The organism is Lactobacillus intestinalis, from assembly GCF_024397795.1.
In the GTDB taxonomy this organism is placed as follows: Bacteria; Bacillota; Bacilli; order Lactobacillales; family Lactobacillaceae; genus Lactobacillus; species Lactobacillus intestinalis.
On record NZ_CP072983.1, the window covers coordinates 1656796 to 1679523 of the forward strand.

Below are 22728 nucleotides of genomic sequence, written 5' to 3' on the forward strand. Positions count from 1 at the left end.
AAAATAATGAAAAAACGATCTCTTATTTCTATAGTAAGTATGCTTTCTCTTTTATTAGGGATGCTCATGCTGGTTCATAACACTACTTTTGCTGATGTAGATTATGACATTACCAACGTTAATGTTCATGCCCATATCAACAAGAACGGATCATTGACGATTACGCGGTCTATTGACTACGACTTTGACAGTGATGCTCATGGTGTTTATTACCGTCAGAATTTAGCCAAGAATCAAAAGCTCATTAATCAAAAAGTTTCTGTTTCTACTAACAATGGTAAGACTATCCCTATCAAAGCTGGAAATGGCCAAGATAACACCTACCAACTTACTCATAATAATGATGGCTATCGTTTCAAAGTCTTCCACAATATTTCCGAAGACGATGAAGTAAAGGTTACCTATACTTACACCATCACCAATGCAGTGATCAACTGGCGCGACACAGCCGAACTCAACTTCAAAATTATCGGTAATGGGTGGGATACAGATTTAGATCATGCCAAAGTTAGCGTCATTTTCAATCAAGGCAAAAAAATACCTGACTTGAAAGCTTGGGCACATGGAGATTTAGGTGGTCACATTGACGTTAACCGCTCTAAAGGTCAAGTTGTTTTAACGGATAACAATGTCAGCGGCGATGTGGGAATTGAACTTCACGCGATTTTTCCAACATCTATTACTCCACTGAACAAAAATATCCGCAATGAAAAACATAAACAAGCTGTCATTTCCCAGGAAATGAAACTTGCAAAAGAAGCTAATGAAAAGCGTAAACGTCAGCAACTTTTCAAGACGATTTTGGCCTATGCTTCATTAATTATAGCTGTCTTTTCAAGTGGCTTATTCTTATTTAAATTAATTCTAGTAAAGTCTTTTGGCATCAAGCCCCGCAAGACTTCTGAGTTACCGCACAACTATGAGATTCCAGATGTTGATCCTGTCACAGCACAAATTCTAGATGATGGTGATTATCCCGATGAGCGCGCATTTACCGCCTATCTCACCCAGCTAGCTGGAAAAAATCGCATTAAGATTGAAAAAATCAATGATCGCAAAAACTACCGCATTACCCTCCTTGATCCAACAGTCAAACAAGAATCCACTTTTTTAAAAGAAATCTTCGATCAAGCTGGTAATGGAGAAAGCTTTACAACTAAGAAACTTAAGAAAACTGATCTTGAAGATGAATTTGATGATTGGCAAAAAGATCAATATCACAAAGTTCAAGACGAAGATCTAATTAGTCGTAAATACGAAGATGAGATAGAGAAAACCAGCACTCAAATGAAAGTTTCCACTTTCTTCATTATCGTAACTTTTATTATCTCGCTCTTTTTTGCTTCTCAAATGCCAATTATTCCCATTATCATTGCAATTTTAGGTGGACTTAACTTCATCTTTTACTTCATTTATAAACGTCACACCAGTATTTACACACAAGAAGGTGCAAGCAAAGTTGAAAAAGTTCGGGGATTCAAGAAGATGCTCGATGACATCGGCAATTTCAAGATGAAAGATGTGGGTGAATTAATCTTCTGGGAGGACGTTATGCCATATGCGGTAGCATTTGGTTTATCCAAGCAAGTTCTTAAAGAACTTAAGGCAGAATTTGGCGAAAAAGCACTTCAAACTTACTTCACTGCCAATACTTATTACTGGTACTATGGCGACCTCAACCATTTTGAAAAAAGCTTCTCTTCTAGCTTAAGTAAAAGTGTCGGTGATAGCAGTTCCTATTCTGGTGGCTCTGGGGGATTTTCCGGTGGAAGTTCTGGAGGATTCGGCGGTGGCTCTGGTGGTGGAGCGTTTTAGCGCAAAATAAAAAGCAGGCGAGGCTGCTTTTTTTAATGCATAATTGTTGTTAAGATTGCACCAACAAAAATCAAAATCAAACCACTGATGGTGAAGATATAACCCTTCTTGCTCTTCTTTTCACCTAAGACTAACATACCACCTAAAGTAGAAATAACTACTGAAAGCTGTGATACCACAAAGGCGGTGTTAACACCATTGTCACGAACTGACATGATGTAGCCTAAAGCGGCAATTGAGAAGATAAATCCAGCGATTAAACTTTGCCAGCTGCTCTTTGCCTTCAACTCACCTAGTTGACGCGTGAAGACAAGGTAAACCAAAACTGCTAATACCATCCCTACAGATTCTGGGAAGAAGATAGCAATTCCTGAAGCTGAAAGTACACGTGGAATAGCGTTATAAACAATGAAACCTAAAGTAGTGCAAACAAGCATAATGATGGTACCTGTTTGATTACTCTTATTTCCTTCGCTTGTTCCTGCATCAGAAACTGAAGTTAAGATCGCACCAATGATTAAAAGTGCAATTCCGATGAAGCCCCAAATCTTAGCACTCGTACTTGCCCATTCACCAAAGATTACCACCCCAACTAAAGAGGTACCAATTAATTGAAGCCCAGTTGAAATTGGCATAGTTTCAGAAACACCAACTTTAGCATAACCAGTATACTGACCAAGTTGACCAATAACCCAAAAGGCACCAGCTAAAGCTGCCATCCAAAAAGTCTTAGCATCAATATTCAGTTTAATAAATGGTAAGGTAATTAATCCCACAATTAAAGTACCTACAGTAGTACCTAAAATTTGGTTAATCGGCTCCCCCTTTATTCTAGCTACAGCAAGTGGCAAGACACCCCAAGCCAATGCTGGAATTAACATATAAATAATACTCATGTGTTTTTTCTCCCTTTAATATTCATATCTAAAAGTAAGCGAATGTAAATATTCTAGCGCTTTCATTCCTAAGACGTCAACACTTTTTTATTCCAGCCACAAAATTAATATTCAAATGAGACGATTATCTAAAAAATATTAGCTATAATTCGTATTTACAAATTTATGTGAGAATGCTAGAGTATAAGAGTTGCTTTTAAAGATAAAAACACGAACATTCTGTCTTGGAGGAATAAAATGAATTTTATTAAGAGTTATTTCCAACTCGATAAATATAAGACAAATATAAAAACAGAATTTATCGCTGGACTTACTACTTTTATTAGTATGTCCTACATTCTTTTTGTTAACCCTAGCGTTTTAGGTGCCAGTGGTATGAATACTGGAGCTGTCTTCACCGCAACGGCCTTAGCCGCGGCTTTGGGTACTGCAATTATGGGAATTGTCGCAAATTACCCAATTGGTGAAGCACCAGCTCTGGGTATCAACGCCTTCTTCGCTTACACGGTTTGTGTAGGGATGCACGTTTCTTGGCAAACGGCTCTAGCCAGCGTTTTTGTTGCTTCAATCATCTTCATCTTAATCACTTTATTTAAATTACGTGAAAAGATCATTGATTCAATTCCAGCTGACTTAAAATTTGCTATTTCATCTGGTATTGGTCTTTTCATTGCTTTTTTAGGACTTCAAAACGGTAAGTTAATTGTTGCAAATAAATCAACCTTGGTGGGACTTGGCTCTCTTCATGATCCACTTGTTTGGATTACTATCTTTGGTTTATTGGTAACTGTTATCTTAATGATTTTAGGGGTTCCAGGAGCCATCTTTATAGGAATGGTTTTAGCTGCGATTTTTGGTGTCTGCACTGGTCAAATAGCCCTCCCACACAAAGTGATTTCAACGGCGCCAAGTTTAGCTCCAACCTTTGGTCAAGCTATCTTCCATGTTAAAGACATTAATTCTGTTCAAATGTGGGTTGTTGTTTTGACTTTCTTGTTGGTTACTTTCTTTGATACTGCAGGAACTTTAATTGGACTTGCTCAACAAGCCGGCTTTATGAAAAACAACAAGATGCCACGTGTTGGTAAAGCCTTAGCGGCTGACTCAACTGCGATGATGTTTGGTTCAATCTTTGGTACCTCTCCAGTGGGCGCATTCGTAGAATCAAGTGCCGGGATTGCCGTTGGTGGGAGAACTGGTTTAACTGCAGTCTTTGTGGCAATCTTCTTCTTAATTTCAATGATCTTCAGCCCACTTTTGGGTGTCTTCACTAGCCAAGTTACTGCACCAGCTTTGATCATCGTTGGGGTATTGATGGCACAGAATACTGCTCACATTCACTGGAATAAACTTGAAATTGCAGTTCCTTCATTCTTAATTATTTTGGGAATGCCTTTGACCTACTCAATCTCAGATGGTTTATCATGGGGAATGATCACTTATCCAATTTGTATGCTTGCAGCTAAGCGTGGCAAGGAAATTAGCCCGATGATGTGGGTACTATTTGTAATATTCATCATCTTTTTGTGGGTATTGAACTTTTAGATAATAAAGAATATAAAAAGCCTGTGCAATGCGCACGGGCTTTTAAATTTGCTTATGTGTATATTTCTATTCCCTACTAATTTCCAAACAATAAGATTTTTTACCGCATTTCGGACAAGTTAATTTTCTAAACTTAGGTGTATGTGGTGCTAAATTAAATGCCAGAAACGATGGAATGAATACATCTCCGCAATTAGGACAAACATATTCAACATTGTCATAGTAATACTTAGATAGGGCAATTGCTCCAATTAGAGTCGTTCCGGTTACTATCATACCGGGTTGCAGCTTAAAAGCATATAGAATACTAATTGCCATCAATTCAAAGACTACTAATAGAATACTGAACCAACCTAGTTTTCTTCTTAAAGCTGAAATTCTATTTTCTTTTTTCATAATATCTGTAATGCAAGAGTGATTGGTCAACACAGCACGCAACAACTTTATTTCTTGCAAATGTTTTATTTGGGCTTGTTTTTTACTTATCTCATCAATTTTCTGCTGATTCTCCTGGTATTGTTCTTTAAGCAATAACTCAAGTGATTGACTCCCATGCTCATCTTGAATCAGCATTTTTATTTGCTTCAATGAAAATCCCAATTCTTTTAGAAAAAGAATTAATTCAATTTGCCTGATTTGCTCTTCGCTGTAAAAACGATAGCCGTTTTCTTTGATATAAGCGGGCCTCACTAAATCTTTTTCATCATAGTATCGCAAAGTCCGTGTACTTACTTGTAATTTCTTTGCTGCTTCACCAATTGAATATCCATCTCGCATTTACTTCACCTCCTTGCTCTAAGATATCGATTAACGTAGCGTTAAGGTCAACTTCTAAATTATAAAATATTCTATTTCCCAAGAAATATCACCAATACTTTTCCAAACAAAATGCTTTCTTTTTAATTATTTTATTTTGTATTTATTAGAACGTACGAGTTTTTATATGAATTTACTAATTTTAAATTTAAAAATCTCCCAAAAAACAGATATTTTTATTTAGTAAGCGCATTCTTATCTATTTTCTATTGAAATTATTAACTATTTCAGTATAATTCAAATTGAATGTTCACTTTACACGATTTCTGGAGGACAAAATGAACACAATTAGCAAATTTTTCCATTTAAAAGAGAACAATACCTCTTTTAAAACCGAACTTTTAGCTGGGCTAACTACTTTTGTAAGTATGTCATACATTCTTTTCGTTAACCCCAACGTTTTAGGTGCGAGTGGCATGGATAAAGGTGCCTTGTTCACTGTTACTGCTCTATCCGCTGCCTTCACCTGTATCGTCATGGGAGTGCTAGCGAACTATCCAATTGCTTCTGCTCCAACTTTGGGACTAAACGCATTCTTTACCTACACAGTATGTTTAGGGATGCATGTTAAATGGCAAACTGCTTTAGCTGCCGTTTTAGTGGCATCGATTCTTTTCATTCTTTTGACGATTTTTAAAGTTCGGGAAATGATCATCGACGCGATTCCTGCCGATATTAAATATGCCATTTCTGCCGGGATTGGTTTATTTATTGCCTTTATCGGACTTCAAGGTGGTAAATTAATTCAAAACAGTGATTCCACTTTAGTTACAATTGGTGGATTGAACAATCCAACTGTTTGGATTACAATTTTCGGTTTGATTGTCACTATCTTCTTAATGATTGCTCGTGTGCCAGGGGCAATCTTTATCGGGATGATCGTAGCAGCTGTTTTCGGCGTATTAATTGGTCAAATTCCAATGCCTAAAGGAATCGTTTCCTCTATTCCAAGTATTGCGCCAACTTTTGGTCAAGCAGTTTTCCATCTTAGTGATATCAATACTGTCCAAATGTGGGTCGTTGTATTCACTTTCCTTCTTGTTACCTTCTTTGATACCACCGGAACTTTGATCGGACTTGTTCAACAAGCAGGCTTGATGAAAGATAATAAAATGCCACGTGCTGGTGAAGCTTTAGCTGCCGACTCATCTGGTATGCTGGTCGGTTCTATCCTTGGGACTTCTCCAGTGGGTGCCTTTGTAGAATCAAGTGCCGGGATTGCCGTTGGTGGTAGAACTGGTCTGACTGCAGTTTGGGTTGGTATTTTCTTCTTAATTTCTACTATCTTCAGTCCCATCTTGAGCGTCTTCACTACTCAAGTTACTGCACCAGCTTTAATTATTGTCGGGGTCCTCATGGCTGAAAACTTAGCTCATGTTCACTGGACCAATCTTGAAATTGCTATTCCATGTTTCCTTATTGCACTTGGAATGCCACTTACCTACTCAATTTCAGATGGTCTTGGCTGGGGACTTATCGTTTACCCAGTATCAATGATTGCCGCTAAGCGTTTCAAAGAAATCACTCCAATGATGTGGATTTTATTCATCGTCTTTGTGATTTACTATATTGTATTAAACGTCAAATAACTTCAAAAATATCTCCATAGGCAAGCAGATTAATTCTGCTTGCTTTTTACTTTGCGAAGATTAGAATAAGGAATGAGTGTCAGTGAGTATCGAAGAAAAGAAAATTAACATTCTTATATAACAAAAAGCCAAGATTCACTCTGAAATAGTGTGGATCTTGGCTTTTATTTTTTGATTTCAATAATTTCATTGGCTTTTTCTCTAAGCTAGTAGTTATCAATTACACAAAAAGACATTAACAACAATCAAGAAATTGTTAATCTTATTTTTTTCTGTACTTCTTCAAACAAATCAGAAGGTAAATATTCTTTGAACTGCCATTGTCGTCTTTTATAATCAAAGGACCTTAACTGTTCCGCGTAAATAACACCATCAGATTTAGTTCGATCATCTAATTGAACGTGAAGAGGATAATTACTTCCATTAAGCTCTCCATGAGAAATAGGAACCACCCAAGCAAACGGGGAAGTTTTCATTATCATATCATTACTTACTACCACCGCCGGTCGTCGCTTTTGTATCTCTGCTCCTGTAGATGGATCAAAGTTTATATATATAATGCTACCTTTTATGGGTCTTTCTACCATATTTCTCTTCCTTCTGGTTTCATTTCGTCCCATTCTCTCATTTCATCAGAAACTTCATATTTTCCATGCCAATTCTTAAAGAGTTCTTCAATAGAATCTGGCACTTTCTTGCTAGGAGAAAGTATTAAATTACCATTTTTCCCTTTTTTGAACTTAAATTCCGTTCCCGGTTTTACATTAAATGATTTAGGGATGGTTACTACAGTTGCATTCCCTTGAATTCTTGCTTTTACAATGCTCATATACATTCACCTCACATACATATTATAGCAAAAGTAATTACAAAAGTAATTACTTTAACATTTAAAAAATATTAATTCTTTAGCAGATTAACATTCTTGTGTAGCAAAAAGCTAAGATCCACTCTGAAATAGTGTGAGTCTTAGCTTTTATTTTTTGATTTCAATAATTTCATCGGCTTTTTCTCTAAGCTCGTTATCTAAATTATGAGTAATGTACAAAATTGTACTTTTATTCCCCAAGAAATAACCAACATTTGCCTATAGATCAAATTTCTGCTAGAATACTTAACATTACGTTATCTATATATCGTCGAGATAAGGTCGACAGTCTCTACCCTGAGCCATGAATTCAGGACTATAGGTATCAGACGTCATAAATATAAAAGGACATCTTTTACCCATGGCTTGGAGTGAACTATGTCCTTTTTCTTTTTTATTTTTTGGAGGAGCAATGCAATTTTTGAATAATGTCTTTCATTTGGAAGATGCCAAAACAAATGTTAAACGTGAATTGATCGCTGCATTAACCACGTTTGTTTCACTATCTTATATTCTATTTGTTAACCCTAACATTTTACATGCTGCCGGAATCCCTGCTGGAGCCGCCTTCACCGTTACGGCTCTTGCAACGGCAATCGGTTGTTTCATCATGGGCTTTGTAGCAAACTACCCAATTGCTTTAGCCCCAACGCTTGGTAGTGGTGCCTTTTTTGCTTACAACGTCTGCGTAGGAATGCACATTAATTGGCAAACAGCTTTGGCTTCAGTTCTTGTAGCTTCAATCTTGTTTGTTTTAATTACTGCTCTTCACTTGCGTGAACTTGTAGTTGATGCCATTCCACAAGATTTGAAGTTCGCTATTTCTGCTGGAATTGGTTTATTTATTGCCTTTATCGGTTTACAAAATGGTAAATTAATTGTTAACAGTGCTTCTTCTCTTGTTACTCTGGGGAAATTCTCTTCACCGGCTGTATGGATTACCTTATTCGGTTTAGTTTTAACTGTCATTTTGATGGCCATGAATGTACCAGGATCAATTTTTATCGGAATGGTAGTCACTGCCATCTTCGGTATTTGCATTGGTCAAATTCCTTTGCCACATTCATTCATTTCTACTCCACCATCAATTGTGCCAACTTTTGGCCAAGCAATTTTCCACTTGAAAGATATTAACACTCCGCAACTTTTCATCGTCGTTTTAACCTTCTTGCTTGTTACTTTCTTTGATACTGCTGGTACTTTAATTGGAATGACTCAACAAGCTGGAATGGTTGATAAAGATGGTAAAATTCCTGGAATCGGTCGTGCTTTTGCGGCGGACTCAACTGCCATGATTGAAGGTGCTATCTTAGGAACCGCTCCACTTGGAACTTCTGTTGAATCAAGTGCCGGAATTGCCATGGGTGGTCGAACTGGACTAACTGCAGTCTTTATCGGAATTTTCTTCTTAATTAGTATGATTTTCAGCCCATTACTAGCCGTTATTCCAACTACTGTGACCGCTCCTGCTTTAATTATTGTTGGGGTCTTAATGGCTGGAAATCTAAAAAACATCCATTGGGAAAAATTCGAAGTTGCTTTCCCATCATTTTTAATCGTAGTCGGAATGCCTCTTACTTACTCAATTTCTGACGGTTTAGCACTTGGAATGATCGCTTACCCAATCACTATGATTGCTGCTAGACGTCATAAAGAAGTTTCTATCATGATGTACATTTTATTCTTCATCTTTATCGGATTCTTCTTAATCACAAATTTATAGTTGACAAAGTTAAAGTTTAGCTATAATATGATAACAACATTAAAGATAAATTAAGCAATGACAAGGAAAGTAAATCGTAGTATTGCCTGCAGAGAGTTTCCAATATGGTGAAAGGAAATGACAAGCCTACCTTTGAAAATGGCCTTCGAGCATGAATTTGCGATATTTAGCAAGTTCAGGGTCCGCCCTCTACCGCGGTAATGTATCGCCCATGTGGCCGTACATGAACCAAGGTGGAATCTCCATAAAGATAGGTGGTACCGCGTTTAAACGCCCTATTAGATCAAGTTGATCTAGTGGGGCGTTTTTCTTTTTCATTGCTTAATTTCGATTATCCAAAAAGGAGTTTTTGTAATGAGTTTAACTAAGAAAATATTAACCACGAGTACCATCATTTTAACAGGCGTAAGTCTAGCAGCTTGCGGTAAAAAATCAGACGCCGAAGAAAGTAAAAATCAAACTTTGAATTGGTCAGAAACGACCCAACTTTCAACCCAAGACCCATCTTTAGCAACAGATACCACTTCCTTTCAAGCACTGCTTAATACAGGGGACGGCCTTTATCGTTTAGACAAAAATAATAAACCTAAGTTATCACTAGCTAAATCAGTCAAAGAATCAAAAAACGGCACAGTTTACGATTTTGATTTACGTAAAAATGCTAAATGGTCTAATGGAGATCCCGTAACGGCCAAGGACTTTGTTTATTCCTATCAACGAACCGTCACTCCAGCTACTAAATCACAAATGGCCTTTTACCTTTACCAAATAAAAAACGCTGAAGCTATTAACAAAGGCCAAAAGAGCCCTTCAACTTTAGGTGTAACGGCCCCTTCAAAATATCACTTACGCATTCAACTAACGCGTCCACTGAGCTACTTCAAGAACTTACTAGCTTGGCCACTTTTCTTCCCACAAAATCAAAATGCAGTCAAAAAGTACGGTAAACTTTATGGTACCCAAGCTAAATATACCGTTTCTTCTGGTCCTTACACTTTGACTAAATGGACTGGCAACAATAAAGCCTGGACTTTAGTCAAAAACAAGAACTACTGGGATGCTAAAAACGTCAAGTTAAACAAAATTAATGAACAAGTCAGTGAATCAACTACTACCAGTTACAACCTCTTCCAAGCTGGCAAAGCTGATGAAACTGGCTTAACTGGAGAACAAGTTGCTGCCAACAAAAATAAAGCGGGCTATCATGCAAGACTTTCTTCTGCAATTCGCCGTTTAGAACTTAATCAAAACAAGATCAAAGCATTCAAAAATCTCAAGATTCGCCAAGCTTTCTCATATGCAATCAGCCGTCAACAACTCGCCAATAACGTTTTAAAAGATGGCTCAATCCCAGCTAAAGGCTTTGTTCCTTCTGGTATGGGCACAAATCCAAAAACTGGTGCTCAATTTGAAAACGATGCTTACGTTAAAAGTGGCGTTTCCTACGATTTAGCAAAAGCTAAAAAGTTGCTCAAAGAAGGCTATAAAGAAACTGGTGTTAATTCAATCAAGGTGGATTTACTTGTAAGTGATGACGATACTTCTAAACAAACTGCTGAATTCTTACAAAGTCAACTTGATCGTTTACCAAATGTCAGCGTTTCAGTTCAAAGCATTCCTTATACTCAATTAATTTCTCGACAAACTGCTGGTAACTACGAAATCACAGTTAAGAACTGGCAAGCAGTTGTTGCTGACCCGATCAACTTCTTAGATGTTTTCCAAAAAGGCTCTAGTTACCTTAACAATGGGTGGAACAACGATCAATTCAATAAACTTCTTAATGAATCAGAAAACGTCTATGGCAATGATCCCGTTAAGCGCTGGAGTAAACTTGTTCAAGCCGAAAAGATCTTAATTAAAGATCAAGGTACCATTCCTTTAGTTCAAACTGCTCATCCACAACTTTTAAAGACTAATGTGAAGAACGTTTCCTTTAATCCAACAGGTGTTCCATATGACTTTAAGAATGTCTACATTGCTCAATAATAATTTCCCTGGAAATGAAAGAACTCAAAAAATGAGTTCTTTTTTGTTGCATTCTATTAATTTAAGTGTTATATTTACAAATGTAAACGATAAAAATAAGCGAGGTTTTTAAGATGGGAATAGGACAAATTATCGCACTAGTTGTGGGGCTAGCTGCAATTGTCTTCATCATTTGGTGGTTCTTTGGCAAGCATCAAGAATCTGTTGGAACTTCAACCATTGTAAATGATGAACAAAATGCCACTATCGTGGTCAATGGTGGCTACTCTCCTGCAACAGTCGTGTTGAAAAAAGGTGTACCAGCTGAAATCAACTTCGATATGCAAGATTCTACTGCTTGTTTATCTCACGTTGTCTTTGAACAGCTTGGCGTCAATAAAGATTTAACTAAACAAAAGATTACTACAATCAAAATTCCTACTGATAAGGCAGCTACTTACAACTATGCTTGTGGGATGGATATGTTTCATGGAAAGGTAATCGTTAAATAATTTCGGAAAGGTCGTAAATGTTATGAGTATTTTTTCAAAAGATCAAACTAAAAAAGTTGTTGTTAATGCAAAGAATCACGGCTATAAGCCAGATGTTGTAACTTTCAAGACTGGCAAGCCTGCACAATTGAAATTTATTCCATCAGACAATATGGGATGTATGAACGAAGTTGTCTTTAAAGACTTAGGAATCGATAAGAAGCTCGATAGTCAAAAAGAAGTAACTGTTAATATTCCTACCGACAAGCCTGGTACTTATAACTATGCTTGCAGCATGGACATGTTTCATGGAAAGGTAATTGTTAAGTAATGAAGAAACTCTCCAACATTCAACGATTTTGGATATCGTTCATTTTAGCAATTCCAATGCTTATACAAATGTTTGCAATGCCATTTCACTGGATGATGCCTGGATATAATTGGATCGCTTTAATCACAACGACGATTATTATGGCAATTTCGGCGGCACCATATTGGAAGAGTGCGATTGCTGCTTTTAAAAAGCATAGTGCTAATATGAACACCTTGGTCGCTGCGGGTACTGCCGTTGCTTACTTCTACAGTATTTTTGCAATGATTACCAACCGTCCAGTTTACTTTGAAAGTGCTGCTTTTGTTACTGTTTTCGTTCTTTTGGGCGATGCAATGGAAGAAAAAATGCACGACAACGCTTCAAACGCACTTGGCAAGTTGATGGGGTTACAAGCAAAAGATGCCGAAGTTCTAAAAGATGGTAAATTCGTAAAGATCCCTTTAGACCAAGTTCAAGTGGGTGATTTGATCCGGGTTAAGCCTGGTGAAAAGGTTCCTGTAGATGGTGAAATTACCGAAGGTACCACCACTCTTGACGAATCCATGGTTACCGGTGAAAGTATGCCTGTCGTTAAAAAAGTCGGTGACACTGTAGTTGGTTCTACCATCAATAGCAACGGTTCCATTACTTTTAAAGCCACCAAGGTTGGTTCAGACACCATGCTTTCTCAAATCGTTGACTTAGTTAAGAAAGCTCAAACTAGTCATGCTCCTATCCAAAATCTAACTGATAAAATCTCTAATATTTTCGTACCTGCTGTTTTAATTATTGCAATTTTAACATTCGTCATTTGGTACTCATTCTTAGGCGCCACCGCAGTACAAGCAATGCTCTTCGCCGTTAGCGTGATTGTGATTGCATGTCCTTGTGCTTTAGGCTTAGCTACACCAACTGCTTTGATGGTTGGAACTGCTCGTAGCGCCAAGATGGGCGTTTTAATTAAGAATGGTGAAGTTCTTCAAGAAGTTAGTGACTTAAAGACTGTTGTTTTCGATAAAACTGGTACTATCACTGTTGGTAAGCCTCAAGTTACTGATATTGTTGGGAGCGAAAAGCAAGTTTTAAGCGTTGCTGCTAGCCTAGAAGAATCTTCTGAACACCCTCTTGCAACTGCTATTATTAAAGAAGCTGAAAAGAAGAATATTAAACCCGAAAAGGTGCAAGAATTTGAAGCTATTGAAGGTAAAGGTGTCAAAGCTAATTATCATGATCAAACTGCTTTTGTCGGCAGCAGTCGTTTGTTAGCTGATGTTAATATTTCCCAGGAAATGAATCAGCAAGCTAATCGATTACAAGAAGAAGCTAAGACTGTGGTTTATGTTGGCTTAAATGGTGAAATTATTGGTTTAGTTGCTATTCAAGATGTACCAAAAGCAAGTTCCAAAGAGGCCATCAGCGAACTTAAGAAGCGCGGTTTAAAGACGGTTATGCTTACTGGTGATAATGAAAAAGTTGCCCAAGCAATTGCTAACGAAGTTGGAATCGATCAAGTTATCGCTGGCGTTTTACCAAATGAAAAAGCTGAACATATTCAAAAGCTTCAACAAAACGGCAATAAGGTAGCCTTTGTTGGCGACGGTATCAACGATGCACCTGCCCTTTCAACCGCTGATGTCGGCATTGCCATGGGATCTGGAACAGATATCGCAATCGATTCTGGTGGTATTGTTTTAGTTCAAAATGATCTTCGAGGTGTAGTTCGTGCCCTAGACATCTCAAAGAAGACTTTCAACCGAATCAAGTTAAACCTTTTCTGGGCCCTCATCTATAACACAATTGGTATCCCTATTGCAGCTGGACTCTTTATGGGGCTTGGCCTAACACTTAGTCCCGAACTCGCTGGTCTTGCAATGGCCTTCTCCTCAGTCTCAGTTGTCGGCAGTTCCTTAATGTTGAACAAAGCAAAAATTGCTGGTGCTAATTAAAGGCATCTAGAATGAAAAAAGAGATGATCTTCATAAAGAATTTCATCCCTTTTTTATGATCTGGAAAGTAATTTTCCAGAGGCTTGATTGCTGATGGCGATTAACGCTCTTTAAGCCAGTTTACAACTAACTTAATCAGTTTTTTCACGTACTTTGGTGGTACGACAAGAATAAGAATAAAAGTTAAATTCATGGTCAGGATTTCTCCTTTCCAGCACAAATTTTAGGGAGCTACCCTATTAGCGTGCAAAAGTATTATATCATGTGCTATAATATCTTTAGAATAAGAATAAAAAGTTTTAGCGTGCAAGTCGAGGTAGCTCCTTGGCATAATCGTTAACGTGTGGCTCTGCATTTGCAGAGCTTTTTTCATGATCTAAAAAGTAATTTTTCTAAATACTTTTATCCCTCTGCTTTCTGCACAAAATTCCATATAATTAAAGTATAAGAATTTGTGAGGTGTGTGGAAGTGTTAACATTTTTCTACTGGTCCCTAGCCTTATTCTTACTAAATCTAGGGGCTTTTATTTTTGTTTTAACCCATGAAAGGCGATCAATGTGGGCTGGACTAACTTTGACCACTACATTGATGTTTCTTGCCTTTTTAGCGCTAGATATCATCATTATGATGGATACAATGTTTCCGAGTCATCATGATGCTATTTCTAAATTTTTACTTTTAGCTGCAGTCGGTGTCGCATTACTGATTTTTGCCTTTGTAATTTTGTTAATTGGAATGTTTATCTTTGATGGGATTAAAATTCTAGTTAAAGAAGGCACCAAATGGACTAACTTTCTATCTTTAGGGATGGCTTTTGTAATTCTATTTCTAATCTTTGCCTATCCATCATTTGGCCGCTTTACTTCAGAAGCTTGGTTCAGATTCATTTATCTCTTCTTGTCTTTGAGCATCTTTTATCTGATTTTCATCATGATGATGTATACCTTGACATCTTGGCTCAACTTGATCAATATCAGACAAAAGCCTCTTGATTACGTTGTCGTCCTTGGTGCAGGATTAATTGGAAAGAAAGTTACTCCACTTCTAGCAAGCCGAATCAATCGTGGAATTCAGATCTACCGTCGTAATCCTGGCTCAAAATTGATCCTGTCTGGTGGTCAAGGCAGCGATGAAGAGATCCCTGAATCTCATGCCATGGCTAAATATACCGAAGAACAGGGCGTTCCTAAGTCGGATATCATTATTGAAAATAAATCCAAAACCACCAATGAGAACTTGAGATTTTCTCATAATCTAATGAAGCCTAACAGTACCTTTTGTCTGGTTACAAGCTCATATCACGTTTACCGTGCTCTAGTTCTTGCCAAGCGTCAAGGGTTACAGTGTGTGGGCTATGGTGCAAAAACTAAATGGTATTTTACTTTAAATGCCTTTATTCGCGAGTTTATTGCTTACATTGTAATCACCAAACGCCTGCAGCTTACCGTCATTGGCGGAATTGGCGCTATAACATTGTTTTTAGCGCTTATATACTACCTTTTCCCACTCTAAACAAAAAAGACCTGATTTTGCATCAGGTCTTTTTATTTAATCAAAGCTTTCTTCGATTACTTCGTCTTGTTCGCGTCTAGCTTCACGTTTACGTAGCCATGGAAGGACAAATCCTAAACCAAAGAGAACGACTACAGTGATAATATTCATCCATAATTGGTGAGTAAATGCTGGTGTGCCGAATTCCACATTTTGTGGAATAAATCCTAAAGTAGCACAGACAAAGGTGAAGATTAAACACCAGAATCCAACTGCAAGAGCACCAGTCTTGTTTTTAATAAATACATAACTAGAGTGGTATTTTTCCTGATGCATTCTCATTGCAACAAAGGCAAAGAATACCCAGCAAGTCTTATATGGTGAAATAATTCCGTTAACATTTAAAAGCCAGTTATAAATAGTGTTAATGTTTGGCAAAGTACCAGTCAAAAGAAGCAAGAATAAGCTAAGTCCTACAGTAAAAGTATAACTGTGAATTGGTCGACCATTCTTATTCTTCTTAGTAAGCCATTTTGGCATGAACTTTTCGCCAACATCCCCAGCAAATACACGACTAGAAGCATCAAGTAACACTGCCAGCTGGGCCATCATGAAGATTGCTTGTACCACTGCGAAGATGTACATCAAGACTTTACCCATTCCTAAACTTTCACCCAAAAGTTGGAAAGCGTAGTAAGGACCATTCATCTTGAAGTCATGAGGAATCTTGTGGGCATTAAAAAACATTGCTAGTGCTAAAGTTCCAAAGATAGTCAAAAATCCAGTCATAATTGCAAGCATCCACATTGCCTTTGGGAAATCACGCTTAGGATTTTTCATTTGTTGTACATATGGAGCAGCAAGTTCAGCACCAGACATGGCAAAGATCAAAAGTCCAGTAGTTGAGAAATAATTCAAGCTAAATGATGGTTTAAATGCTCCCCAATTAAATGGTTGAGTTGCAATATGGTGACCGTGCATTACAGACCAAGCAGCGAGCAAAACAAACAACATGGACATAATAAACATCGCTCCCCCACCAATTAGTGAAAGAATTTCTAGCGAGTTGCGCAATTTATTTTCCAGCAAAATAAAGATCAAAATGATCACAAAAGTCAAAATTCCAAACCAGAAAGTTGACATTTTTTTGTCCAAACTATTGTTACCAAAAATCATCCAACTAAAAGATACGATAACTGAATTAGAAACATCGACAATATAAGGTACACTCTGCACCCAATACATCCACGAAGTCCAATATCCTAAAGTATCATTTGTACTTCTTCTTACCCAAGAAGCAAGTCCTCCATCTTGATTGTCAAAAGTTAAACTCATTTGACTACTGATCAATGCGTAAGGAATAACGTATGAAAACAGCAAGAAAATCCAAGAAATAACTACTGACAAGCCTTGGTTTTGAAATGGATAGAAGATATTTTCAAAACTAATAATTGTTACGAAGTCAATTAAGGCAATGACTGGCCAACTCATGTAATGTTTTTTGCTAGGTTCTAAGTCTGTTAAGACATCTGGTTTATCCAATTTTTTAATTCTCCCCCTAATTTAAATACTAACTTGGATTAAACCAGCAAATTCGGGGGTTTTAATACGATAAGCAAAGTATTAAAAATCACTTGTCTGCTCCCTTATAAGTCGCTATAATTCATGCGGTAGCATTCCTTAATCTCCACTGGAATGCAAAAACGTCCGCAAAAAATTATAAAGATTTATTTGATTTTTGCAAGTATCTTTTTAGAAAATAGGGTGAAAAAATGAACTTTTTAAAAATTGCTATCGATTCCAGCATTCAAAACGCTGATTTTGATTCTTGGCAAACCACTAGTCTAACTGGTGCACAAGGCAGCGAACTAGCTGCGATCGTCATTTCAGATAATAATTACGATTCTTTAAAACAAGCTCACAATCTCCAAGAAACTTCCGGCTTGGGCATCCCTATTATCACTGTTTCACATGAAACTATTTTACCAACTGAAAAAGATCAAATAATTAAACAAGCTACTTCCTACACTCAAGAAATGGTTCCGGGCTTCTTAACTGACCTCGTTAATTTTTCAGAAGATCGACCAATCAGTTTTACTACTCCGGGTCATCACAACGGTCTTTATTATGAGAAACATCCCGCAGGCGTTGTCTTCAATCGCTTTTTTGGTAAGAACTTGATGTACGCCGATACTAGCGACACTGTTCCAGAACTTGGCGATACCATGACACATGGTGGAACTCCTTTGACTGCCGAACAAAAAGCGGCCGAAACTTATAATGCAGACAAGGTTTACTTCTGTACAAATGGAACTACTAGTGCCAATTCTATCTGTGCCAGTGCCGTTTTAACAGAGGGAGATTTGGTTCTTTTTGACCGCAACAATCACAAGTCCCTTTATAATAGCGCCTTAGTTATGACTGGGGCTAAACCGGTTTACATTCCGACTGACCGGAACGCCTTGGGACTTATCGGTGAAATGGATCCGGATTTTCTGAGCGAAGACAAAATCCGCACAGAAATTGCTAAAGTTGATCCTGAAAAAGCTAAAGCCAAGCGTCCATTTAGAATGGCCATTATTCAATCTGAAACTTATGATGGACTCTTTTATGATGCTAAATGGTTAATTGACAAAATTGGTAAACTTTGCGATTACATTCTTTTTGACTGTGCATGGGGTGGTTTTGAACAATTCGTACCAATTATGCGTCATCTTTCTCCGCTCAACTTTGATTTAGGACCAGAAGACCCGGGAATTTTAGTCACTCAATCACTTCACAAGCAACAAGCTGGGATGGGACAAGCTTCTCAAATTTTAAAGAAAGATGCTCATTTAAAAGGTCAAAAGCGTTATGTCGACCACAAGCACTTTAACCATGCTTATCTAAAATTTGTCACTTCCAGTTACTCTTACCCACTTTATGCTTCTTTAACTGTTAACTCTTACTTAACTGCTGGTAAAGGCAACAAAAAATGGTGGAACCAAATTTTACGCTTGGGAATTGAATGGCGTAAGGAATTGCTCAAGAAATCTAAGCTTTTTAAGCCATTAGTACCAGATGATTTTGCTCAAATTCCAACGGATGAACTTGCTACAAACGCGAAATATTGGAACTTTGATCCCGAAGATAAATGGCACGGCTTTAATAAAATCGCTAAAGGTGAGGCGATGCTTGATCCACTTAAGATCACGGTCAAAACTCCTGGAATTGATGTTGCAAATGCAAAATATGAAGCTAGTGGTATTCCTGGTCCAGTTGTGGCAGAATTTTTAATGGAAAAGCGCATCATTCGGGCTAAGGATGACCTATATTCTCTTCTTTTCTTGCTTACTCCAGGCGACACTGAAAAAGAGCTCCAGACTTTATTAGACGCCTTTTTAGAATTTGAAAACTTTTACAATGAAGATGCTTCTTTAGAAGTAGTTTTACCAAAACTTGCTAAAGTTTATGACGATCGCTACCAAGGTTATACTCTTAAACAACTTTGCCAAGAAATGCATGACTACTATAAAGAACATCATACCTTTACTCTTCAGCAAGAACTATTTGCAAAAACTAACATGCAAAATTATTCCATGACACCAAGTAAGGCCGATACTTTATTCATGAGAAATGAAAGTGAACTGGTGGATTTGGATAACGTTTTAGGGCGAATTGCGGCCGAAGGTGCGCTTCCCTATCCTCCAGGTGTATTTATTGTTGCACCTGGAGAAAAATGGTCAAAAATTGATCAAAAATACTTTGAAGTTTTAGTGGGAGCTATTGAACGTTTCCCAGGCTTCGTACCAGAAATTCAAGGTGTCTATTGGGATCAAAAAACAAATGGTAAAATTAAAGTTCAAGCCGAAGTGCTAAAAGAAAATTAAGGAGAAGATTATGGTTTTATCTTGGAAAGAAAATTTACCTCAAGAATTACAAGAAAAAGTTGATAAAGTTGACAAATTAATTGCTCCACGTTTGGAAGAAATTGATGAGCAAGTTCTTTACAACCAACAACGAGTACTTGAATTATTTAGAAAACACCGCGTAGGTGAAGAAGACTTGGTACCTTCAACCGGTTATGGTTATGACGATATTGGTCGTGACAAAATTGAAGCTATTTATGCCGATTACTTTAAAACTGGGGATGCATTAGTACGTTCCCAATTCTCTTCTGCAACTCAAGCTATTTCAGTTGGTCTATTTAGTATGCTTCGTCCCGGCGACACTCTCTACTATTTAACCGGAACTCCATATGACACCATTCAAGAAGTAATTGGTCTTGCGGGGAACAAGCCAGGAAATATGAAAGAATGGGGTATTAACTTTAAAACTACTGAATTACTTGATAATGGCGAAGTAGATTATGAAAAAGCCCGCGTAGACTTACAAGATCCATCAATCAAAGTCGTTACAATTCAACGTTCTCTTGGATACGCTGTCAGAGCCAGTTTCACTATGGAAAAAATCAAAAAGATGCTCAAGTTTATCAAGGAAGTTCGCCCGGATGTGAAAATTTTTGTTGATAACTGCTATGGTGAATTTTCTGAAACCGAAGAACCAACATTTTATGGCGCTAATATGATGGCCGGTTCACTTTTCAAAAATGCTGGGGCCGGAATTGTTAAAGGTGGTGCTTTCTTAGTCGGTGATAAAGATCTAATTGAAGGTGCAGGATCACGTTTAAACGTACCTGGCGCTGGTAAAGGCGAAGGAGCTACTTGGGGCTACTTGCGTGACTTCTACCAAGGCTTCTTTATGGCTGCTCATACTACTGGAGAGGCTCTAAAGGGTATGATTTATACCGCGGCTCTTTGCGAAGAAATGGGAATGAAGGTTGCTCCTAAGTGGAATGATCCTCGAACTGATATTGTTCAAACTGTAACCTTCGGTGAACCAGACCCGATGGTTAAATTCTGTGCTGCAATTCAACATTATTCTCCAATGAATTCCTTTGTTGATCCTATCCCATATCACCAAGATGGCTATGAAGATGATGTTGTCATGGCCTCTGGTAGTTTTACTGAAGGCTCTACTATTGAGTTATCTTCAGACGGCCCTCTTCGTCCTCCATACCGTCTTTACATTCAAGGTGGCCTTTCTTACGCTCATGATAAAATTGCCATCACCCACGCTGTAGAAGAAACTTTTTACAAAAAAGATTAACTAAAATAAAAGCTGCATTAAAGGGATTGATCCTTAATGCAGCTTTTTTATTGATGATGATTAATTGTTTAGCTTGCGGTATCCGAAGTAGAATTGAAGGCAAGCTAAGACTACGTTGATCCAGTTTAACCAAATAAACCAAATAGCGATTCCACTTGGATCATGGGCAACACCATAGTATACCCAAAAGCCAATTACAACAGCACAAACGTTAATCCATGCAAAAACTCTTTGATAAGTTTGATTCTTAAGAACAAACCACATCCAAATTACATTAACGATAAACCAACATAAAAGAACCCAAAATACGAAACTAAACATAATAATTACTCCTTTCTTTATTATTTCATCTTTATAAATATAGTATGGATCATCAAAATACTAAATTCAATTAATTGCACCCATACTATATTATGTATAAATATAATAAAGAATTGCTTGTTTAGTTTACAGAATTCTGATTTGCTTACCTTTTACCTCAATTCGATTTTCATTTTCTAGTTCCTTTAACTTTCGGCTTAACGTTTCCGGCGTTATCCCCAACAAACTAGCTAAATCCTTTTTCTTCAATTCTAAGGTAACAACATTGGCTTCTTGTTTTTTAGATAAATCCTCTAAATGTGCCATAATACGCTCTTTGGCATCCATAGAATTACGTCGAATAGCATTTTGTTCTACTGCCACTAGCTTCTTCCCAAAACTATTTAATAAGCGTAAAGCTAATCCTGGAGTTTCTTGGAGCAAATTTTGAAAATCTTTGCGGGTCATCGAACATATCCAAGTATCAGTCGTTGCTTGAATATAATTTTCTTGATTTCCATCACTAAAAAGATGCTCCTGGCCTTCTGAATCCCCTTTATTCAAAGTACCAAGGACTGTTTCTTTGCCATCTTCATTTAAGCTATATATTTTAGCGTGGCCTTTATCCATCACTAGCATCCCATCTTTACCATCGAAAGGTTGGCGAATTAAACTACCTTTTGGAAAATACTCCTGATGCGTAGAAATCGTCACTAGTTTTTCACGTAAATTCTTAGGTAAATCCTTAAATAATTCCGCTTTACTCAAACAAGCTAACGGGGAATGTTTTGTCATTTTAGTCACTCTTTTCTTGATTTAAATCAAATTAATTATAGCAAGTTTATTTTTCTCAATCATAAGGCGTGAAAAGACACTTCTCCTTCTATTCCTTGTATGATAAAGGTGTAAAGTTAACAGCTAATGGAAAGAGGTTTTCATAAATGAGAAAATATATTGCAAATATTGCGCCCTTAAACGCTGAAAAAATTGGTACAAGTGCTCACGGAACTGCAGAATTTACTATTGATGGCGACACTATGCATGTAAAAATCGAAATGTTTGATACACCTGCCAACACTGAACACTGGCAACACTTCCATGGCTTCACTGATGGGAAAGATGCAATTGTTGCAACAATGGAACAAGACACTAACCATGACGGCTACATTGATTTACCAGAAACTACTCCTGTTTCAGGAACGACAATGGTACCTTTTGATAAGGCACCACAAGATATGGATATTCCAAACGATACTTATCCAGTGGCCGACGCCAATGGTTATTATAGATATGAAAAAGATGTGCCAATGGACATTTTAAGAGAAGACTTTAAGCGTGATTTTGGTACTGATGATATCGCTTTAGATAAACGCGTAGTCTACGTTCATGGCGTTCCTGCAAGTATGGAACTTCCCGATACGGTTAAAGGCGATTTGTTGGGGTATGATACTCATGTAACGCTCCCAATTGCTGGTGGAAAAATTGAGATGATCGAAAATGACTAAATTATTTTGGAAAATGGTCTGGGTTGCCTGCTACATCGTAGCCACATATTTTGCCTTTAGTCAAAAAATGAATGCGGCTATCTATTGGATAGCTGGTACTTTATTAGCCCAATCTATTATTTCTCTGTTTTATCAATTTTTTACTAATAGAAAGAAAAATAATAAGTTCTAATTGAACTAAAATATACAAGCAATTTTATTAAGTTTTTTACTTGATAAGATTGCTTTTTTCTTTTCACGACGATTTTGCATCATATTCTTATTTTTGATAAGGTATACATATATTTAATATTTTCAAGGAGGTATTTTTAAA

General features: G+C 37.3%; 20 protein-coding genes and 1 riboswitch. Of the genes, 13 read left to right on the plus strand and 7 right to left on the minus strand.

What is annotated here, in order from left to right; genetic code table 11:
• Positions 1-6 precede the first annotated feature (6 nt).
• Entirely contained in the window at positions 7-1815 is a 1809-nt protein-coding gene (locus KBW87_RS07855) for a DUF2207 domain-containing protein (RefSeq protein WP_057809040.1), read from the plus strand.
• Positions 1816-1847: 32 nt separating this feature from the next.
• Here KBW87_RS07855 and KBW87_RS07860 read toward each other — a convergent pair whose 3' ends face one another.
• On the minus strand, positions 1848-2711 hold the full coding sequence (locus KBW87_RS07860) for a GRP family sugar transporter (RefSeq protein WP_057809042.1): 864 nt from the start codon (positions 2709-2711) through the stop codon (positions 1848-1850).
• 237 nt (positions 2712-2948) lie between these two features.
• Here KBW87_RS07860 and KBW87_RS07865 point away from each other — a divergent pair, with 237 nt between their 5' ends.
• Positions 2949-4256, plus strand: a complete 1308-nt coding sequence (locus KBW87_RS07865) for an NCS2 family permease (RefSeq protein WP_057809044.1) — start codon at positions 2949-2951, stop codon at positions 4254-4256.
• 66 nt (positions 4257-4322) lie between these two features.
• Here KBW87_RS07865 and KBW87_RS07870 read toward each other — a convergent pair whose 3' ends face one another.
• Positions 4323-5033 (minus strand): MerR family transcriptional regulator, encoded by a 711-nt coding sequence (locus KBW87_RS07870; protein WP_057809046.1) that lies wholly within the window; start codon positions 5031-5033, stop codon positions 4323-4325.
• A gap of 317 nt (positions 5034-5350) precedes the next feature.
• Here KBW87_RS07870 and KBW87_RS07875 point away from each other — a divergent pair, with 317 nt between their 5' ends.
• A complete protein-coding gene (locus KBW87_RS07875) occupies positions 5351-6661 on the plus strand; it encodes an NCS2 family permease (RefSeq protein WP_057809048.1) in 1311 nt (436 codons plus the stop codon).
• 245 nt (positions 6662-6906) lie between these two features.
• Here the strand turns inward: KBW87_RS07875 and KBW87_RS07880 are convergent, their stop codons facing one another.
• Positions 6907-7248: a type II toxin-antitoxin system PemK/MazF family toxin gene (locus tag KBW87_RS07880; RefSeq protein WP_057809050.1), complete on the minus strand. Its 342-nt coding sequence runs from the start codon at positions 7246-7248 to the stop codon at positions 6907-6909.
• Positions 7242-7490, minus strand: coding sequence for a type II toxin-antitoxin system PemI/MazE family antitoxin (gene mazE / locus KBW87_RS07885; RefSeq protein ID WP_057809052.1), 249 nt, complete (start codon positions 7488-7490; stop codon positions 7242-7244). Before mazE ends, KBW87_RS07880 begins: the two co-directional genes overlap by 7 nt.
• A 280-nt stretch (positions 7491-7770) precedes the next feature.
• Positions 7771-7868, plus strand: a riboswitch (purine riboswitch).
• A 73-nt stretch (positions 7869-7941) separates the two neighbouring features.
• Between mazE and KBW87_RS07890 the strand changes: the two genes are divergently transcribed.
• The 6 genes from KBW87_RS07890 (at position 7942) to KBW87_RS07915 (ending at position 15483) form a co-directional block, all read left to right on the plus strand.
• Positions 7942-9252: an NCS2 family permease gene (locus KBW87_RS07890; RefSeq protein WP_057809166.1), complete on the plus strand. Its 1311-nt coding sequence runs from the start codon at positions 7942-7944 to the stop codon at positions 9250-9252.
• Between the two features lie 354 nt (positions 9253-9606).
• Positions 9607-11241, plus strand: coding sequence for a peptide ABC transporter substrate-binding protein (locus KBW87_RS07895; RefSeq protein WP_057809054.1), 1635 nt, complete (start codon positions 9607-9609; stop codon positions 11239-11241).
• A gap of 113 nt (positions 11242-11354) precedes the next feature.
• Positions 11355-11732, plus strand: a complete 378-nt coding sequence (locus KBW87_RS07900; RefSeq protein WP_057809056.1) for a cupredoxin domain-containing protein — start codon at positions 11355-11357, stop codon at positions 11730-11732.
• A gap of 22 nt (positions 11733-11754) precedes the next feature.
• Positions 11755-12042 carry a cupredoxin domain-containing protein gene (locus tag KBW87_RS07905; protein WP_057809058.1) on the plus strand — a complete coding sequence of 96 codons (288 nt, stop codon included), beginning with the start codon at positions 11755-11757 and terminating at the stop codon, positions 12040-12042.
• Positions 12042-13970: a copper-translocating P-type ATPase gene (locus tag KBW87_RS07910; protein WP_057809059.1), complete on the plus strand. Its 1929-nt coding sequence runs from the start codon at positions 12042-12044 to the stop codon at positions 13968-13970. The genes KBW87_RS07905 and KBW87_RS07910 overlap by 1 nt, the downstream gene beginning before the upstream one ends.
• Before the next feature lie 469 nt (positions 13971-14439).
• The gene (locus KBW87_RS07915; RefSeq protein ID WP_057809061.1) at positions 14440-15483 is read left to right on the plus strand and encodes an ElyC/SanA/YdcF family protein; all 1044 of its coding nucleotides are present in this window, start codon (positions 14440-14442) and stop codon (positions 15481-15483) included.
• Between the two features lie 36 nt (positions 15484-15519).
• On the opposite strand, the gene KBW87_RS07920 is transcribed toward KBW87_RS07915, so the two are convergent.
• Positions 15520-17004 (minus strand): APC family permease, encoded by a 1485-nt coding sequence (locus KBW87_RS07920; protein WP_057809063.1) that lies wholly within the window; start codon positions 17002-17004, stop codon positions 15520-15522.
• 230 nt (positions 17005-17234) lie between these two features.
• Between KBW87_RS07920 and KBW87_RS07925 the strand changes: the two genes are divergently transcribed.
• Together KBW87_RS07925 and KBW87_RS07930 are read left to right on the plus strand one after the other, a co-directional pair.
• Positions 17235-19331 carry a putative ornithine decarboxylase gene (locus tag KBW87_RS07925; RefSeq protein WP_057809065.1) on the plus strand — a complete coding sequence of 699 codons (2097 nt, stop codon included), beginning with the start codon at positions 17235-17237 and terminating at the stop codon, positions 19329-19331.
• A 10-nt stretch (positions 19332-19341) separates the two neighbouring features.
• Positions 19342-20610 carry a methionine gamma-lyase family protein gene (locus KBW87_RS07930; protein WP_057809067.1) on the plus strand — a complete coding sequence of 423 codons (1269 nt, stop codon included), beginning with the start codon at positions 19342-19344 and terminating at the stop codon, positions 20608-20610.
• A gap of 60 nt (positions 20611-20670) precedes the next feature.
• Here KBW87_RS07930 and KBW87_RS07935 read toward each other — a convergent pair whose 3' ends face one another.
• Both KBW87_RS07935 and KBW87_RS07940 read right to left on the minus strand, forming a co-directional pair.
• Positions 20671-20931 carry a hypothetical protein gene (locus KBW87_RS07935; RefSeq protein WP_004039931.1) on the minus strand — a complete coding sequence of 87 codons (261 nt, stop codon included), beginning with the start codon at positions 20929-20931 and terminating at the stop codon, positions 20671-20673.
• Between the two features lie 126 nt (positions 20932-21057).
• Entirely contained in the window at positions 21058-21705 is a 648-nt protein-coding gene (locus KBW87_RS07940; protein WP_057809069.1) for a Crp/Fnr family transcriptional regulator, read from the minus strand.
• Between the two features lie 146 nt (positions 21706-21851).
• On the opposite strand from KBW87_RS07940, the gene KBW87_RS07945 reads away from it, so the two are divergent.
• Positions 21852-22415, plus strand: coding sequence for a hypothetical protein (locus KBW87_RS07945; protein ID WP_057809071.1), 564 nt, complete (start codon positions 21852-21854; stop codon positions 22413-22415).
• Positions 22408-22587: a hypothetical protein gene (locus KBW87_RS07950; RefSeq protein ID WP_004039926.1), complete on the plus strand. Its 180-nt coding sequence runs from the start codon at positions 22408-22410 to the stop codon at positions 22585-22587. Before KBW87_RS07945 ends, KBW87_RS07950 begins: the two co-directional genes overlap by 8 nt.
• Positions 22588-22728: the final 141 nt, after the last annotated feature.

Excerpts from the sequence above, each read along its gene's own strand:
- KBW87_RS07855 (WP_057809040.1), top strand. The coding sequence starts at position 7 with ATGAAAAAACGATCTCTTATTTCTATAGTAAGTATGCTTTCTCTTTTA.
- KBW87_RS07930 (WP_057809067.1), top strand. The coding sequence starts at position 19,342 with ATGGTTTTATCTTGGAAAGAAAATTTACCTCAAGAATTACAAGAAAAA.
- KBW87_RS07910 (WP_057809059.1), top strand. The coding sequence starts at position 12,042 with ATGAAGAAACTCTCCAACATTCAACGATTTTGGATATCGTTCATTTTA.
- KBW87_RS07900 (WP_057809056.1), top strand. The coding sequence starts at position 11,355 with ATGGGAATAGGACAAATTATCGCACTAGTTGTGGGGCTAGCTGCAATT.
- KBW87_RS07950 (WP_004039926.1), top strand. The coding sequence starts at position 22,408 with ATGACTAAATTATTTTGGAAAATGGTCTGGGTTGCCTGCTACATCGTA.
- KBW87_RS07945 (WP_057809071.1), top strand. The coding sequence starts at position 21,852 with ATGAGAAAATATATTGCAAATATTGCGCCCTTAAACGCTGAAAAAATT.
- KBW87_RS07935 (WP_004039931.1), bottom strand. The coding sequence starts at position 20,931 with ATGTTTAGTTTCGTATTTTGGGTTCTTTTATGTTGGTTTATCGTTAAT.
- KBW87_RS07880 (WP_057809050.1), bottom strand. The coding sequence starts at position 7,248 with ATGGTAGAAAGACCCATAAAAGGTAGCATTATATATATAAACTTTGAT.
- KBW87_RS07865 (WP_057809044.1), top strand. The coding sequence starts at position 2,949 with ATGAATTTTATTAAGAGTTATTTCCAACTCGATAAATATAAGACAAAT.
- KBW87_RS07905 (WP_057809058.1), top strand. The coding sequence starts at position 11,755 with ATGAGTATTTTTTCAAAAGATCAAACTAAAAAAGTTGTTGTTAATGCA.
- KBW87_RS07870 (WP_057809046.1), bottom strand. The coding sequence starts at position 5,033 with ATGCGAGATGGATATTCAATTGGTGAAGCAGCAAAGAAATTACAAGTA.
- mazE (WP_057809052.1), bottom strand. The coding sequence starts at position 7,490 with ATGAGCATTGTAAAAGCAAGAATTCAAGGGAATGCAACTGTAGTAACC.
- KBW87_RS07895 (WP_057809054.1), top strand. The coding sequence starts at position 9,607 with ATGAGTTTAACTAAGAAAATATTAACCACGAGTACCATCATTTTAACA.
- KBW87_RS07925 (WP_057809065.1), top strand. The coding sequence starts at position 17,235 with ATGAACTTTTTAAAAATTGCTATCGATTCCAGCATTCAAAACGCTGAT.
- KBW87_RS07860 (WP_057809042.1), bottom strand. The coding sequence starts at position 2,711 with ATGAGTATTATTTATATGTTAATTCCAGCATTGGCTTGGGGTGTCTTG.
- KBW87_RS07890 (WP_057809166.1), top strand. The coding sequence starts at position 7,942 with ATGCAATTTTTGAATAATGTCTTTCATTTGGAAGATGCCAAAACAAAT.
- KBW87_RS07875 (WP_057809048.1), top strand. The coding sequence starts at position 5,351 with ATGAACACAATTAGCAAATTTTTCCATTTAAAAGAGAACAATACCTCT.
- KBW87_RS07940 (WP_057809069.1), bottom strand. The coding sequence starts at position 21,705 with ATGACAAAACATTCCCCGTTAGCTTGTTTGAGTAAAGCGGAATTATTT.